Origin of the sequence: Roseospira marina (genome assembly GCF_014197855.1) — a bacterium.
GTDB classification, from domain to species: domain Bacteria; phylum Pseudomonadota; class Alphaproteobacteria; order Rhodospirillales; family Rhodospirillaceae; genus Rhodospira; species Rhodospira marina.
In genome coordinates this window covers 20514-36209 of record NZ_JACIGJ010000022.1, presented here as the reverse complement: position 1 = coordinate 36209, position 15696 = coordinate 20514, and the positions used below count along the sequence as shown (strand labels likewise).

Sequence of the window (15696 nt, the reverse complement as noted above, 5' to 3'; positions counted from 1 at the left end):
GGGTTATTCCTCCAGATACAGAAGGATCGTCCCGCCGATGCAGGCGAACAGGAGCAGGGGCGACCAGACCGCGAGCGTGGGGGGCAGCGTGTTCGTTTCTCCCAGCGCCGACAGCAGCCCTTGCACCAGAAGGAACAGCAGGCCGAGCGCCAGGCCCATGGCCATGCCGACGCCGAACCGCTCGCCACGCCGCAGGCCGCGCAACGCGGGCTGCGCCAACAGCAGCATAACAAAAGACGACAGGGGAACGGCCAGGGTCGCCTGAAGCTGGGTGGCGTAATACGCCTGGGGCTTGGTGCCGGACCAGGCCCCGCGCAGGATGGACAGGCTGCGCTGCGGGGACAGGAACTCCGTGGGATCGGCCACGAACGCGATGGTCTCGGGCGCGGGGCCCGCGGGCCAGGGCATGCTCTCCCGATGGGTTTCGGCCTGGGCGCCTCCGGTCAGGGGCAGAATGGCGACATCGCGCAACGTCCACTGGCCCCCGTCCTCGCCTTCCTCTATCCAGTCGGCCGCGCGCGCAACGCGGCGTTCGTCCGCCCGGCCCTTCTCGTCGCGGGAGACGATGGTGACGCCGCTCAGGTGGCGGCCCGCATCGTCCACCCGATCAATGGAGACGATATCCGGACCGGCCCGCAGCCACACCGGGTCCGCCGCCGCGTCGGCGTCCGGCGCCTCAACGTGGCTCGCCCACCAGTCCCGCAAAGCCTGCTCGCTCCACGGCACCACCTGGCCGAACAGCAGGATGTGCAAGACGGCAATGACGGCCACGACCGGAGCCAGAAGCTTGAGGAAGTTCCAGGGCGACACGCCGGCGGCCTTCATGGCGACGATCTCGCTGCGCCGGGCAAACCCCAGCAACGTCGCCAGCGCGGCGATCAGAACCGCCAGCGGCACGATCTGGTTCACCAGCAGGGGCAAGCGCAAGCCGATGTAGGTCACAAGGTCGGTCGCACCGCGCCCGCCCTCCAGAACCGTGCTCGCGGTGTCGAGCAGGTCGAGCAGTTGCAACACCGCGGCGAACCCCAGCAGCACGCCCAGGAACCGTCCCAGGAACGCCCGCGAGACGTAGGACGTGAGGGTGGACGTAAGGGTCACCGCGGTGCCTTTCGGTCTGGCATCCGCCGGCGGGCCCACCCGGCAATCCCCCGGGTGACCGCGTCGAGGCGCGTGAACAGGGCGTCGAAGGGCAGGACGCCCGCCCGGCGTTCCAGGGTCAGGAACAGCACGGCGCAGGCGATTGTGAACACCACAAACGGACCCCATAGGCTGAGGCGCGGGTCCACGCGCCCGAGCGCGGCCAGACTGGCGCCGAACTGAAGCGTGTGATGGTACAGCAGCAGAATCACCGCCGCGAGCGCGATGCCCTGCCAGCGGAAGGTCCGCTTTGCGGCCAGCCCCATCGGGATCGCCAGCATGGGCAGCACGAGCAGGGACACCGACCGGACCAGACGAGAATGGAACTCCGCCCTCAGCGCGTCGTCCGGGATCGTGGACCAGGGATCGTCCAGCTCCGCCCGCAGCTCCGTCAGCGTGAGTTCGCGCTCGCCCTTGCCGCGCCGCCGGAACCGGGGCTCGGCCAGAGTGAACGGACGGGTCAGCGTGAGCCGATCGAACGCCACCACCGTCGGCGTGGCGATGCCCGTGTCGCGGATCTGAACCGCGTCCTCCAGAACCACCCGAAGCCAGCGATGGTCGTCGCTCAGCCGCATCAGCCCGCGCGCCGCCGTGGTCGTGATGGTGGCGCCGTCCTTCCGCCGTTCATGGACGAAGACGTTTTCCAGGCCGGCGCCCCCGTCGTCCATCCGGTCGGCGTAGATCGTGTAGCCGTCACCCGGATCGACGAAGGTACCCGCGACCACCGACGCATCCCACGGCGCGCTGGTGACGGTGTGGAGGATGGCGCGATAGGCATAGCGCGAGTAGGGCTGAAGATAGCCGTACAGCGCGAACGCCACCACGGCCAGCACGAGCCCGAGACCGATCAGGGGGCGGCTGAAGCGCCGGATCGACAAGCCGCAACTGCGGATCGCGTCCAGCTCGTTCTCCTCGCTGAACCGCGCCGCGACCAGGAACAGGCTGATGAAAAAAGCCGCCGGAAGCGCCAGCCCCAGGTAGTGCGGCACCAGATTGAGGGCCATGGCCAGAATCGACCCGAACGGCTGGCCCTGTTGCGCGATGATGTTGAACAGGCGGAGGATCCGCTCCAACACCAGCCCCACGAGAAGGACCGCCAGGGAGACTCCGAGCGGCGGCATGACCTGGAGCAGAATATACCGATCGATCAGGCGCACCGAGCGGTCCCCTGTTTGATCCTCCCTCGCGGGGGCGTCAGACTGTGTGGCCGGTCCAGCGGTCCCGCAGCGTTGCCACGATCCGGTCGAGCGTGTCCGGCGACGGCGTGACGGCGGTGCCCAGAGCGGGCACGGCGGGCCAGCCGGCATCGGGGAACGCGACGTCCTCGAACCGCCGGGGCTCGGCATACCGGGGAATGACGTGGAAATGAACGTCCGGGTCCACCATCATCAGCATCAGATGGTTGATCTTCTCATAGGAGACGAACGCCCGCAGCGTGGCCTCCACCCCGGCCATGACGGGGCCAAGGTCGGCGAACGCCGCCGGGCTGATCTGGCCGAAGGCGGTCGCCGGCTCCCGGCAGACCACGACCAGGGACCCCAGCGTCACCTGCTGCGGGCGGACGAGCACGACCCAGTGGGGCGTCTCGGTCACCAGAGTGCCCGGATACCCGAACTTTTGCATCGTGGCATTACGGGGCGTCGCATCGGTCATAGCGTCGTCTCAGGCTCCCATTCGGCCGCGCGTGGTCAGGACCCGACCCCGTAGGCGGTCACCACCGTGGCGCTCTCGGTCGCGATCCAGCCCTCGGCCATTCGCCGGGCGCGTTCAAGGTCGGCGGGATAGTCGATCTCGCCCCACTGGCGTCCCTCGATGGAAACGACCTCCACGGCGCCGCCGGCCCGCGCCAGCCGGTCGATCGCCGACAGATACCAGCGGCGCGGCCCATCAGTCTCCCGGATCACGGCCTGAATGGACTCGGCGAACCGCGCCCCACCGTCGCCCCGGAACAACAGCATACCGATGGACTCGCCGTTCACGCTGTCGGCCGCCAGGGTCTTGCCGATGGCGCACAGCCGGCGGCCTTGGTCGAGGCACACCTTCATGTCGTCGGCGTCGTAGCGCGCCTTGCGGTCGATGGTCACCGTCACCGGGGCCGTCGCCCGCGCCAGCAGCGTTTCGAGAACGGCCGGCTCGAACAGCGTATCGCCGTTCAGGATGAGGAAGTCGCCCGTCATCTCCGGCAGCGCGACATAGCAACTGCCGATGTTGTCGGCGACGTCGAAGAACGGATTAAACAGCGCCCGCAGGCGCAGGTCCGGCAGGGCGATCCGCGCCAGTTCCTGTTCCACCGCCTCGGCGCCGAAGCCGACAACGACGACGACCTCGGTCACGCCCTGCGACGCCAGCGCCCGGATCTGCCACTCCAGCAGGGACCGGCCCCCGAACGGCAACAAGCACTTGGGGCGGGAGTCGGTCAACGGCGACAGTCGTTTGCCCTGCCCCGCACTGAGAACGATCGCCTTCACACTCAACTCCCTGTCACAGCCACACGCGCGGGACCGTGGCCGGGTTGGCCCCAGGTGGCCTCACCCAACCGGACGCCCGCCCGCTGGTCATCCCGCGCCCGTCGGGCGGGGGCCGCGATGACGCCCAGCGAGCGCCCGATGCCGACCATCGCCTCAAGGGCGGCGTCGATCTGGTCGTCGCTGTGCGCGGCGCTGACGCTGGAGCGCAGCAGCGGCGCGTTGTCGGGCGTCGCCGGCGGCAACGCCAGATTCAGGTAGATCCCGGCGTCCAGCAGCGCGTTCCAGAACGCGATGGCGACCTCCGAGGACGGCAGCCGGATCGAGACGATCGGGCTGACCCGGGGCCCCAGCACGAACCCTTCGGCAGCGAGCCCCCGGTACAGGCGGTGCGCGTTGCGGCTCAGACGCTCCCGCAGCTCCGGACGCTCGTGCACGTGGGCCAGCGCCCGCGTGACCGACGCGATAACCGCCGACGGCAGCGACGCGGTGAACATGTACGGCCGGCAGACGACCCGCAGCACGTCGAAATCCGGCAGGTTGGACACACAAAAGCCACCAACCGCCCCCAGGCTCTTGCTGAACGTGCCGACGATGAAATCGACGTCGTCCATCACCCCGGCTTCCTCGGTCAGACCGCGCCCGGTCTCGCCCAGGACACCCAGCGAATGGGCCTCGTCCACCAGCAAAGAGGCGCCCCACTCCCGCTTGACCGCCGCGATCTCCGTCAAGGGCGCGGTGTCGCCGAGCATGCTGTAGATGCCCTCCACCACGATCAGCCGGTTGCCCGGCGCATCGCCCAGGCGCCGCAGACGGCGGTGCAGGTCATCGGGATCGTTATGGCGGAAGCGGATGACCTCGGCCCCACCGAGCCGGCAGCCGTCGTAGATGCTGGCGTGGCTGTCGGCGTCGATCAGGATGGTGTCACCACGCCCCGCCACCGTAGACAGAATGCCCAGGTTCGCCTGATAGCCGGTCGAGAACACCATGGCCGAGCGGCAGCCGTAGAAGGCGGCCAGGCGGCGTTCCAGTTGGGCGTGATCGCCGTAGGTGCCGTTGGCGATGCGCGACCCGGTCGTGCCCGTGCCGGCCTGCCGGACCGCCGCGACGGCGTCCTGGATGCACTCGCGGTCGAAGGTCAGGCCCAGGTAGTTGTTCGTGCCCAACAGAATGATGCGCCGTCCCTTCAGGACGGCCTCGCTGGGGGTCACGACCTCGTCGAAGCAGACGGAGAACGGATCGCGTCCCGTCGTCTTCATGGCCGTGTAGGCCGCTTGCTGCGGCTTGAATTTATCGAGAATCGCCATTCTGGGGTCAGCCTCCCTGAAGGTCGGCGATGGTGACAGCCAAGTCATCGATCGTCTGGACCTCCGCCAGTCGGTCCATGGGCATGGAGACGTCGAAACGGTCTTCGAGTTGCATGACCAGATTCATGACGGCGAGGGAATCCAAGCCCAGATCCCGGGCGATGTTGGTCTCGGGGGTCGCCCGTTGCGCGGGCGGCTGGGGCAAGGCGCCGATCATCTCGATGATCACCGCAACGATCTCGTCTTTTTGGCTCATGGTTCGCATCTTCACTGTTGCTCGACGGCGCCGATCGCACACCGCCAGGGGCGACCGGGGCGCGGCGCATCGTGTCCCTGGGGATGGCGGCGCGCGGGGAATGTCATAGCCACCGGGCCTCGCGGTACCACCGGACGGTCGCGGCGAAGCCCTCCGGCAAGGCGACACGCGGCGACCAAAGCGACGGCGGCGGCTGCTGTTCGGGCGCCGACGACCAGTCCGGATGCAGCATCTCCCGCACCTTGCCCCGCGACAGCAGGACGGCGCGGCCGGTCAGGCGCCCCGCCGCCCCCGCCACGGCGCCGACCAGTCGGATCAGGGCCGCCGGCACGCGGACGATGCGGGGGGTTCCGCCCACCGCGCGCGCCGCTTCGTCGACGATGGCGCGCCAGGAATAGCCCTCTTGCCGCCCGTCGCTGAGTTCGAACACACGGCCGGACGGACCGTCGGCGCACAGGGCGGCGATGGCCTCCGCCACGTCCTGGACATGGATCAGGCAAACCCGCGCTTCCGGACCGTGCAGCACGGGGGCCAGCGGACCGGACGCCACCCGGAACACCGGCAGGGTCGCCCGATCGCGCGGGCCGTAGATGGCCGGCGGCCGCACCACCACCCACGACGCGGCGCCACAGGCCGCGCGCAGGGCATCCTCGCCGGCGCGCTTGCTGGCCGCGTAGTCCGAAAGCTGGGGTTCACGGGCGGCCAGGGACGACACATGCACCAGCCGCGCGGCCGGTGCCTCGGCGGCCACCGCCGCGCCGAGGCGCGCGCTGCCGTCACGGTTGACGGCCATGAACGCGGCCCGGTCGCGCGCCGCGATCGCACCCGCCGCGTGCACCACGGCATCCGCACCGCGCACCAACCGCCGCAGCGCCGCCGGGTCCGCCAGATCGCCGAACACCAGCTCTGTTTCATGGTCGGCTTCGTGCTTGGCCCCCAGCCCGGGCTCGGACCAGGGGGCCGCGCTGCGGCGCACCAGCACGCGCACCCGCCAGCCGTCCCGAACCAGGGTGGCGACGACGGCCCGCCCGAGAAATCCGGTGCCACCGGTCACGGCCACGGTGCGCGTCATAGGCCGTCTCCGAACGCACCGCCCAGAAAGAGCTGGCGGGCACGGCTGCGGCTGAGCTTGCCGGACGACGTTTGGGGCAGGCTGTGCGGCGGCACGAGCAGCACCTGTGCCTCCGCCCCATGCTCGCGCAGCAGCGCGCCGGCCACGGCGGCCTTCAGCGCCTTGCGGGCTTCGATCTCGGAGGTGCGGCACTGGGCCAGCACCACGATATCCTCGGCGTCGCCCTGGTCGACGGCGAACGCGGCGACATCGCCACTGCGCAGGCCGGTCACACGCTCCGCGCTCCACTCCAGGTCCTGCGGCCAGATGTTGCGGCCGTTGACGATGATCAGATCCTTGGCGCGGCCGGTGATGACCAGCGACTCCCCGACCCGATAGCCGAGGTCCCCGGTGTCGAACCATCCGTCCTCGGACAGGACGCTGGCGGTCTTGTCCGGCTGGTCGAAGTAGTCGCGCATCAGGCTCGGCCCGCGCACGAACAGGCGGCCCACCTGTCGCTCCCCCAGAGGCGTCCGGTCGGCGCCGCGAATCTCGACCGCGTGCTCCGGCAGCGGCGGCCCGCACAGCACGAAGGCGCGCGAGCGCGCCTCGGGTGTCTGCGGCGCCACCGCGCGGCCCTCGCCCTCCAGCACATCGGTGTCCACATGGTCCACCTCGGCGCCGACGTCCGGGTGGGCGAAGCTGACCGCCAGGGTCGTCTCGGCCATGCCGTAGCTGGGCATGAAGGCGCGGCGGTCGAAGCCGTGCGGCGCGAAGGTCTCGGCGAAGCTGTCCAAGATATGCGGGCGGATCATGTCGCCGCCGATTCCGGCCGCCCGCCACGAGGACAAATCCAGCCCCTCGGGCCGGGCCGTGGCGGCGCGCCGCGCGCACAGTTCGTAGCCGAAGCTCGGGCTGTAGGACAGCGTGCCCTTGTTGCGCGCGATCAGGGACAGCCACGTCAGGGGCCGCCGCGCGAACTCGTGGGTCGGCAGGAAATCGACCGAGATCTGGGCGGTGATGGGGACCAGCAGAAACCCGACCAGCCCCATGTCATGGTAGAACGGCAGCCACGACACCGCCCGGTCGCCCTCCCGAACTCGCAGGCCGTGCTGCACGATGGCGCGGGCGTTGGCCATGAACGAGCGGTGGGTGACGGTGATCCCCGAGGGGAACCGGGTGCTGCCCGAGGAGAATTGCAGATAGGCAACGTCGTCGGGCGCCACGACGGGGAGGTCGGCCCCATCGTCCTCATGGCCGTCGAGCGCCGTAAAATCGCCGATCGCCCGCAGGTCCAGCCCGTCGGCCGCCTCTGCCACCCAGTCCGCCAGGAACGCCGGGCCGAACACACCGGAGACCCGGGCGGCCTGGAGCATGCCACGGATGTGCTGGACGTAGTCCGCGCGCCCGCCGAACGCCATCGGCAGCGGCATGGGCACCGGGGCCACGCCGGCGTAGGCGCACCCGAAGAACGCGCGCACAAAGGCGCCGCTCGTCTCCGCTATCAGGGCGATGCGGGCGCCGGGCGCGAAGCCGGCGGCCCGCAGACGCCGGGCGAACGCCTGCGCCTCGCTGCGGAGGTCGCTATAGCTGACGCTCTCGACGCGCTGGCCTTTCCCTGAATAAAAATTCAGGCCATGCTGCCCCATCACCGCATCGTCCAACGCGTCGGTCAGGGTCGCAAAGGAGGCCCTGCGAACAGGCACGGGGCGGGTGGACGGCGACGCCGACAACAGTTCCACGATGTCTAACCCATCATCTCGCAAAGGGGGTTCGCCCAGAGTGCGACCGCGTCGTCGTCCGGTGTACGAAGACGGGCGTGCCGGTGTCGGACGTCCGAAGAGCCGATGCGAGGGCTTGGCGGCGTATCAGCATGGTTGCTCAAGAGTGCGGATGATGTGTGCAATGCGATGTCCGAACAGGCGCGACGGTTCGTTTGCGCCTGCCGCACGCTCGGTGGCCCGGTCAGCCCCATACAAAAACGCGGCGACATCGAACCGTCGCCGTTCCCTGATCCGGGGTATGCCCACACCCCGGAAACCCCATCGATGGCCGTCGTTCAGGTTTCGGCCCCTCAATTGCCGTCAATGCCCCACGTGACGGCCCCACATGTGGCGGGCCTCGTCCCTGTCTGCCCGGCCCGGCGCAGGACCGCCCAACGGGGTAAGGCGCCCGCCCACGAACACCACGCGGCGGCTCCCACGGGTCAGGACAGCCACGCCCCACACCGCGGAGATCCCCGTTGCGTTCTCCGGCACACTGACTGTAGCATTTTATTCACAGTAACGGACGTTACACTATCAGGCTGGCCCCGACAATAGAGGGATTTCCCCTTTTAATGTATGGCTTTTGGCCCGGAATCCCGTCTGGTCCGGACACCGCGCCGGCGCTCTGTCGGGCCGGCCGCCACCACCCGAATGGCGCCGAACGGGTCCGGACGGGCCGAGACCCGTGCACGCATCCGTTGGGTCAGTCGTCACACAGATGGGGTCCATGGGTCCTGAGTCACAGAAATCACGCGGCCTCGGCCCGGTGCGGTCCGCGTGGCTGTTCGACGACCGGCTGAAAAAGCTGTTCGCCAACGCCGGCATCCTGCTCGGAGGCAAGGGCCTCAACGCCGTGTTCAGTTTGGCGGCCATGGCGGTGGCGGCGCGGGCCCTGGGCACGGAAGCGTTCGGCGTTCTGATCCTGATCCATGCCTTCATCCAGACCATGGGCGACATCGCCAAGTTCCAGTCGTGGCAGGCTGTGTTGCGGTACGGCACCGGGCCGGTGATGGAGGGGCAGGTCGAGACCGTCCAGCGCCTGCTGCGCTTCACCGTCGTGCTGGATGGCCTCGGCGCCGTGCTCGGCATCGGGCTGGCCATGGCGCTATCCTGGTGGGTTGGCCCGCACCTGGGCTGGTCGGACGACCTGCAACCCGGCGTGATGGTGTACGCGACCTCGATTCTGTTCATGGTCAGCGCCACCCCAACGGGCGTGCTGCGGCTGGTGGATCGCTTCGATCTGTTGTCCGTGCAAAGCACGCTGGGCAGTGTGGTGCGGCTGGCGGCCGGATTGGTGGCCTGGGGGATGGATGCCGGGACGGGCGGCTTCCTGGTCGCCTGGTATCTTGGAACGACCGTGGCCGGGCTGTCCCTGTTCTACGCGGCGTGGCGCGAGGTGAAGGGGCGCGGGCTCCTGGACGGGTTCCGGTGGTGGGGCGGTCCCTGGACCGCGGACTTCCCGCGGATCTGGAGCTTTGTCTGGTCCACCAATCTCAACGCAAGCCTGGGACTGATCTCCAACCATCTCAGCACGTTGGCCGTGGGCGGGCTGCTGGGGCCGAGTGACGCGGCGCTGTTCCGGGTGGCGCGTCAAGTCGGCACGGCGTTGTCCAAACCGGCCAAGCTGCTGGTGCCGGCCATCTATCCGGAACTGGCCAAGCTGTCGACCGAAGGCGCGATCCAGACCATGCGCTCGCTGGTGGGACGCGCCGCCCTGCTGGCCGGCGCCGGGGCCAGCCTGAGCCTGCTCGTGGCCTGGCTCGGGGGGGAATGGCTGCTCGGGCTGGTGCTCGGGCCGGATTTCGTGGCGGCCTATCCCGTCATGCTGTGGCTGGTGGCGGCGGGCGTCGTGTCCATCGCCGCCTTTCCGCTGGAGCCGGTGCTCATCAGCGGCGGGGAGGCCGGGACCGCGCTGCGCGCCCGGCTGTGGAGTTCGGCGCTCTATATTCCGGTGTTGCTGCTGCTCGTGCACCAGTTCGGCCTGATCGGCGCCGGCTGGGCACGGCTGTTCGCAACGGTGATCACCCTGATTGCCTTTCTGCTGCCGGTGCTGCGCTGGTTCCGCGCGCGCGTCGCCTGACCGCCTCTCCACCTCCGCCTCCGCCGCGCGGTTCGGGCTTCCATTTCGTCGGCTTCACATTACCTCAGGACGGAACGACAGGGTTCGCGTCGCGTCTTCGTCCCATCGCGGCGGAACGCCGGGCGAACAGAACCGTGGAGGGTGTTTTGAGAGCATTTGGGTGCATTGCAGCCTGCCTGCTCGCGATCGTGGTCGGCCCGGAGGCCGCGCGCGCGGCGCCCCGATACACCGGGGACGCGACCGCCTGCGTCGAGGACGGCCATCCGGTTCGGCTGACGGTCTCGGTGTTCGGTGTTCGCAGCGGCGACGGCCTGATGACCATCACCGTGTACGGCGATAATCCAGACGACTTTCTGGCCCCCGGGAAAAAGCTGGGGCGGGTGCGGGTCGCCGCGCGACAGGGCGTTACCGAAGCCTGCCTCGCGGTGCCGGAGCGCACGTCCTACGCCATCACCGTGTATCACGATGAGGACGGGGACGGAGACTTCAACCGAAACTTTTTCGGGTATCCGCTGGAAGGCTACGGCGTCTCGAACGACGGCGCCACACTGCTGGGGATTCCAAGCTACGAGTCGGCGCGCTTCACGGCCGGCCCGGGCGAAAACGCCGTTTCCGTCACGCTGGCGTATTGACGGCACGGCGGACCGGGAACAACGGCCGCCCGTCCAACATCGGAACGCCCCCGCATAGCAGGGGCCGGCGCGGCGCACGACGTCGGGCGATCCCATCCCCGCCGCGAAACACCGATTTGTGAGGGGGCCCTCCTGTCCGTTTGTGACGCGGCCCCCTAAATTTGTGTCGGATCCGGACCCATTTATAACGGTCGCACACCCACATGCTCCGTTGGGCTGCGCGCCCACGCGGACCGAAGGGGCCGGAGACGGGCCCGCGTTCCCTCCGCGCCCAGGCATCCGGCGTGCCGCGACCCGCCGAAGGACCGCGTCGGGCACCGCGCAGGCCCTCCCACAGGGCCGCCGTCGAACCGCCAAGGAGAGCCGCATGGAACTGACGATCAACGGATCCCGCCATCCGGTCGAGGTCGAGCCGGACACTCCCCTGCTCTGGGTCCTGCGGGACACACTGGGGATGACCGGAACCAAGTACGGGTGCGGCCTGTCGCAGTGCGGGGCCTGCACCGTGCTCGCCGACGGGCACCCAATTCGCTCCTGCGTAACGCCGGTGGAGAGCGTCGCCGGGGCGGAGATCATGACGATCGAGGCCGTCACCGACGACCCGGTCGGCCAGAAGGTCGTCGCGGCCTGGGTGGATCATCAGGTGCCGCAGTGCGGCTACTGCCAGTCCGGTCAGGTCCTGTCGGCGACCGCGCTGCTGAAGCAGAACGCGCACCCGACCGACGCCGACATCGCCACCGCGATGGTCAACCTGTGCCGCTGCGGAACCTATACCGCGATCACGGCCGCCGTCCGGCAAGCCGCCGAAACGGCGTGAGGGAGGACACCATGACCGATCAATCCCCCCTGGGCTCCGGGCCGCCCGGTCGCCAGAAGGCCGGTCACCGGAACGCCGGTCACCGCGACGGCTCCATCCTGAAACTCTCCCGGCGCGGCTTCCTCGGGGCGTCGGCGGGCGCCCTGGTGCTGGGCGTCGCCCTGCCCGGCCGAGGTCCGGCCCAGGCGCAGGAGGCCGAAGAACCCGCCATAGAGCCCGGCACGCGGGTCAGCGCCTTCCTGGAGATCCGGCCCGACGGCTCCGTCCTGTTCCGCACCCCGTTCATTGAGGGCGGCCAGGGCGTGTTCACAGCCCTGCCCCAGGTCGTCGGCGAGGAACTGGACGTCGACCCGGCCCACTTCACGGTCGAGTGTGCTCCGCCCGGTCCCGATTACCTGCTGTTCGACGGCATCCGGTTCACCGGCGGCAGCATGTCGGTGCGCCGAAGCTATGACCGGATGCGCACCCTGGGGGCCTCGGCCCGGCACATGCTGTTGCAGGCGGCCGCGACCCGGCTCGACGTGCCGTTCGCAGAGCTGTCCACGGAACCGGGGCGGGTCGTGCATGCGGCGTCCGGCCGGAGCCTCGCTTACGGCGATGTGGCCGAGGCGGCCGCCAGCCTGCCGTTGCCGGACCCGGCGGATCTGACGCTGCGGGCGCGCGCGGACTTCCGCTGGATCGGCGCGTCCGTCTCGCGGCTGGACATCCCCGACAAGGCGACCGGAAAGGCCCAGTTCGCCATCGACCTGTCGCTGGACGACATGCTGCACGGCGCGGTTCAGCATGCGCCCCGCCTAAGGATGGAGCCGGGCGCGATCGCCAACGAAGCCCAGGTCCGGGACATGCCCGGGGTCCATTCCATCCACCGGTTGCCCGGTGCGGTCGGGGTGCTGGCCGATAGCTGGTGGCGGGCGCACCGGGCCGCCGAGACGCTCCAGATCGACTGGACGGAGGCGGAGCCCGGCGCCGACCATGCGATGCCCGCCGACTTCTCCTCGGAGGAGCGGACGGCCACGCTGAGCGCAGCGCCCGGCGAGGGGATCGCGTTCGAGGCGAACGGCGATGTGCGCGCGGCCCTGGACAGCGCCGCCACGGTCGTCGAGGCGACCTATACCGCGCCCTACCTCGCGCACGCGCAGTTGGAGCCGCCGTCCGCGCTGGTGCGGTGGAACGACGACGGCACGCTGGAGATGTGGGTTCCCAACCAGGCGCCGGAAATGTTCCAGGGCGCGGCCGCCAAAGCCGCCGGGATCGCGCCCGAGAAGGTCATCATCCACTCCCCCATGCTGGGCGGGTTCTTCGGCCGGCATTTCATCTACGACACGGCCAACCCGTTCCCACAAGCCATTCCGATGGCCAAGGCGGCCGGGCGTCCGGTCAAGCTGATCTGGAGCCGGGAGCAGGAGTTCCTGCGCGACGCGGTCCGGCCGCTCGGCGTGGCCCGCTTCCGCGCTGGCCTGGACGAGAACGGCCTGCCCGTCGCCCTGGACGCCGTGGCGGTGGGCGAAGGACCAATGGGCCGCTGGTTCGGCCGCAAACCCGACACGGCGGACAGTTCGGCCGTGGAAGGCCTTTCCGGCAAACCGTACGCCATTCCCAACCGGCGCGTGGCGCACCTTCCCATCGACGACCCGGCGATCATCGGCTTCTGGCGCTCGGTCGGCCATTCCATGAACGACTTCTTCTCGGAGACGTTTCTGGACGAGATGGCCGACGCCGGTGGTCAGGATCCCTACGCGCTGCGCCTCCGGCTGCTGGAGGACAACGCGCGCCTGACGACCCTGCTGAAGGCGGTGGCGGAGCTGTCCGGCGGCTGGAAGCGCGGGCCGTTCACCGCCGACGACGGCCGCCGGCGGGCGCGCGGTGTGGCCATGGCCTCGCCCTTCGGCAGCGAAGTGGCGACCATCGCCGAGGTGTCGATCGCCGACGGCCGGGTGCGGGTGCACGACGTGTGGGTCGCCATCGACCCGGGCCGCATCGTCAACCCGGCCATCATCGAGGCCCAGGTGACCGGTGCGGTCGCCATCGGCCTGTCCGCCACGCTGCTGGAAGAGGTGGTTTACAAGGACGGCGTACCCCAGGCGCGCAACTACGATGGTTATCCCATCCTGCCGCCGGACCAGATGCCGACGGTCCACGTGCGGATCGTGGAAAGCGGGGCGCCGATGGGCGGAATCGGCGAACCGGGCGTGCCGGGTGTGCCGCCATCCGTAGCGAACGCGGTGGCCGCCCTCACCGGACGGCGGGTTCGCAGCCTGCCCCTGTCGCGGACACGGTTCGAGGGGGCGGCCTGACGGCCCCTCCCGGCCCCAAGAACGCCGGTCCCAAGAACGCCGGTCCCACGGAAGAAGGATGACCGACCGTGCGATGGTTCACAGCCGTTCTGGCGATCCTCGGGGTCGCCGCCGCCGGGCTCTGGTGGTTCGCCGCCCGGATTCCCGCGTCACCCTTCGATGACCGTCCGGCCTCGGCGGCGCACGCCACGCCGCCGGAGCAACGCGAATACGCCGCCCGTCTCGCCGACTGCGTCGCCTGCCACACCACCGAGCACGGTGCGCCGTTCGCGGGCGGCCGGGCCATGGGCTCGCCGCTGGGCACGATCTACACCACCAACATCACGCCCGACGACGACACCGGCATCGGCGCCTACACCCTGGCCGAGTTCGACAACGCGGTCCGGCGCGGGGTCGCGCGCGATGGGCACCGCCTGTACCCGGCCATGCCGTTCCCGTCCTACGCCAACCTCAGCGACGCCGACGTCGAGGCGCTGTACGACTTCTTCATGACCCAGGTGAAGCCGGTGCGGCAGGACAACCGGCCCACCACCATCGCGTGGCCGCTGAACATGCGCTGGCCGCTGGCGTTCTGGAGCCTGCTGTTCTCCGACGACGGCCCCTATGAGCCAAGCCCGGACCGCGATGACGCGTGGAACCGGGGGGCCTATCTGGTGCAGGGGCCCGGGCATTGCGGAAGCTGCCACACGCCGCGCGGCTTCGCCTTCCAGGAGGTCGCCTTTGACGAAAGCGACACCGCGTTCCTGTCGGGCGCGCTGCTTGACGGCTGGTACGCCCCCAGTCTGCGCAACGACCCGAACACCGGCCTCGGCCGCTGGACCGAGAACGAGATCATCGGCTATCTGCGGGACGGCCGGAACCGCCACAGCGTGGTGTTCGGCTCCATGCTGGATGCGTTCAACAACTCCACCCAGTTCCTGACGGATGCGGACCTCCACGCCATCGCCCACTATCTGAAATCCCTGCCGGGCGATCCGGACCGGGACGGCCCGCCCTGGCAGTACGACCCGGCCACGGCCGAGCGCCTGTCCAACGGCACGGCGCCGGAGGCGCCGGGCGCGGCGATCTACATGGCGCAATGCTCGTTCTGCCACGGCACGGACGGGCGCGGACGCGGCCCCTGGATCCCGTCCCTCGCGGGGGCGAGTTCCCTGCTGTCGTCCGAACCGGCCTCGGCGATCAACCTGACGCTGAACGGGGCCGGACGCGCGGTGGCCAAGGGCATTCCCGATATCTACCGGATGCCGGCGCTGCGGGCGAAGCTGTCCGATCACGAAATCGCGGAGGTCCTGACCTTCGTGCGCGCCGCCTGGGGCAACACCGGCGGCCCCGTGTCGGCGGAAGCGGTCGCCGAACTGCGCGAAGACACCGACGCCGCCAGCGGGGAGGTCATCATCCTGCAAATGCGCTGACCGGCGGGGCCCCCTGCGACACGTCCGGCCGGGGACGGTCGGGCACGCGGGGCGATTTGAGTCCGAAAGCGCCTTCGGGGCCGCCTGCACGCGAACCATAGGGGGCACCCCACGGGGGGCACCCCACGCCCGCATGGACGGGAGGCGCCGTCGATACCCCTGGAGACACAGGGCGCAAACACGCATTGCTCGTTTCTTAGGCCCCTTTCGGCCGAATTGATCCCATCTGGAGTAGCCGCAGGTGACAATCCAGGCGGAACTCTCTAGGCTGCCTCTTTCCACGAATCAGGGGGGATCGGCCCCGCGGCCCGTGACCGGATGACGCATCCGCCTCGCGACCGTGCTCCAGGTCGCGTCGGCGGCGGGTCCCCGCTGCATCCGGTTCCGGCCGGCCGTCCGCGCCGGCCGCCTCCTGAGGTCCCCATCCTGTCTGCGGGCCGGACACGCCGGTCAGACCCTCGATCCTGAGAGAGCCAGCC

The 15696-nt window shown here is 69.8% G+C and carries 13 protein-coding genes; 5 read left to right on the top strand and 8 right to left on the bottom strand.

The features are described 5' to 3' along the window. Positions 1-3: 3 nt before the first annotated feature. The 8 genes from lptG to GGD82_RS18565 all read right to left on the bottom strand — a co-directional run bounded on the left by lptG (position 4) and on the right by GGD82_RS18565 (position 7958). Positions 4-1098: an LPS export ABC transporter permease LptG gene (gene lptG, locus GGD82_RS18600; RefSeq protein ID WP_170284447.1), complete on the bottom strand. Its 1095-nt coding sequence runs from the start codon at positions 1096-1098 to the stop codon at positions 4-6. Continuing rightward, positions 1095-2294, bottom strand: a complete 1200-nt coding sequence (locus GGD82_RS18595) for an LptF/LptG family permease (protein ID WP_170284446.1) — start codon at positions 2292-2294, stop codon at positions 1095-1097. Before GGD82_RS18595 ends, lptG begins: the two co-directional genes overlap by 4 nt. A gap of 37 nt (positions 2295-2331) precedes the next feature. Next, a complete protein-coding gene (locus GGD82_RS18590) occupies positions 2332-2790 on the bottom strand; it encodes an HIT family protein (protein WP_150063817.1) in 459 nt (152 codons plus the stop codon). A gap of 35 nt (positions 2791-2825) precedes the next feature. After that, the gene (locus GGD82_RS18585; protein ID WP_150063816.1) at positions 2826-3605 is read right to left on the bottom strand and encodes a phosphocholine cytidylyltransferase family protein; all 780 of its coding nucleotides are present in this window, start codon (positions 3603-3605) and stop codon (positions 2826-2828) included. A gap of 2 nt (positions 3606-3607) precedes the next feature. Next, a complete protein-coding gene (gene spt / locus GGD82_RS18580) occupies positions 3608-4909 on the bottom strand; it encodes a serine palmitoyltransferase (RefSeq protein WP_150063815.1) in 1302 nt (433 codons plus the stop codon). 7 nt (positions 4910-4916) lie between these two features. After that, positions 4917-5165 carry an acyl carrier protein gene (locus GGD82_RS18575; RefSeq protein WP_150063814.1) on the bottom strand — a complete coding sequence of 83 codons (249 nt, stop codon included), beginning with the start codon at positions 5163-5165 and terminating at the stop codon, positions 4917-4919. 103 nt (positions 5166-5268) lie between these two features. Further along, complete coding sequence (locus tag GGD82_RS18570) at positions 5269-6237, bottom strand: NAD-dependent epimerase/dehydratase family protein (protein ID WP_150063813.1); 969 nt, start codon at positions 6235-6237, stop codon at positions 5269-5271. After that, positions 6234-7958 (bottom strand): fatty acyl-AMP ligase, encoded by a 1725-nt coding sequence (locus GGD82_RS18565; RefSeq protein WP_211364841.1) that lies wholly within the window; start codon positions 7956-7958, stop codon positions 6234-6236. The genes GGD82_RS18570 and GGD82_RS18565 overlap by 4 nt, the downstream gene beginning before the upstream one ends. A gap of 751 nt (positions 7959-8709) precedes the next feature. Between GGD82_RS18565 and GGD82_RS18560 the strand changes: the two genes are divergently transcribed. The 5 genes from GGD82_RS18560 (at position 8710) to GGD82_RS18540 (ending at position 15217) form a co-directional block, all read left to right on the top strand. After that, entirely contained in the window at positions 8710-10062 is a 1353-nt protein-coding gene (locus GGD82_RS18560; RefSeq protein ID WP_170284445.1) for a lipopolysaccharide biosynthesis protein, read from the top strand. 146 nt (positions 10063-10208) lie between these two features. Then, positions 10209-10694: a DUF2141 domain-containing protein gene (locus GGD82_RS18555; protein WP_170284444.1), complete on the top strand. Its 486-nt coding sequence runs from the start codon at positions 10209-10211 to the stop codon at positions 10692-10694. A 367-nt stretch (positions 10695-11061) separates the two neighbouring features. Continuing rightward, positions 11062-11511, top strand: coding sequence for a (2Fe-2S)-binding protein (locus tag GGD82_RS18550; RefSeq protein ID WP_150063810.1), 450 nt, complete (start codon positions 11062-11064; stop codon positions 11509-11511). A gap of 11 nt (positions 11512-11522) precedes the next feature. Further along, positions 11523-13805 (top strand): xanthine dehydrogenase family protein molybdopterin-binding subunit, encoded by a 2283-nt coding sequence (locus GGD82_RS18545; protein ID WP_150063809.1) that lies wholly within the window; start codon positions 11523-11525, stop codon positions 13803-13805. A gap of 68 nt (positions 13806-13873) precedes the next feature. Next, positions 13874-15217, top strand: coding sequence for a c-type cytochrome (locus tag GGD82_RS18540; RefSeq protein ID WP_150063808.1), 1344 nt, complete (start codon positions 13874-13876; stop codon positions 15215-15217). Positions 15218-15696: the final 479 nt, after the last annotated feature.

Coding starts and splice junctions, on each gene's coding strand:
- GGD82_RS18590 (WP_150063817.1), bottom strand. CDS start 2,790: ATGACCGATGCGACGCCCCGTAATGCCACGATGCAAAAGTTCGGGTAT.
- spt (WP_150063815.1), bottom strand. CDS start 4,909: ATGGCGATTCTCGATAAATTCAAGCCGCAGCAAGCGGCCTACACGGCC.
- GGD82_RS18575 (WP_150063814.1), bottom strand. CDS start 5,165: ATGAGCCAAAAAGACGAGATCGTTGCGGTGATCATCGAGATGATCGGC.
- GGD82_RS18570 (WP_150063813.1), bottom strand. CDS start 6,237: ATGACGCGCACCGTGGCCGTGACCGGTGGCACCGGATTTCTCGGGCGG.
- GGD82_RS18560 (WP_170284445.1), top strand. CDS start 8,710: ATGGGTCCTGAGTCACAGAAATCACGCGGCCTCGGCCCGGTGCGGTCC.
- GGD82_RS18550 (WP_150063810.1), top strand. CDS start 11,062: ATGGAACTGACGATCAACGGATCCCGCCATCCGGTCGAGGTCGAGCCG.
- GGD82_RS18545 (WP_150063809.1), top strand. CDS start 11,523: ATGACCGATCAATCCCCCCTGGGCTCCGGGCCGCCCGGTCGCCAGAAG.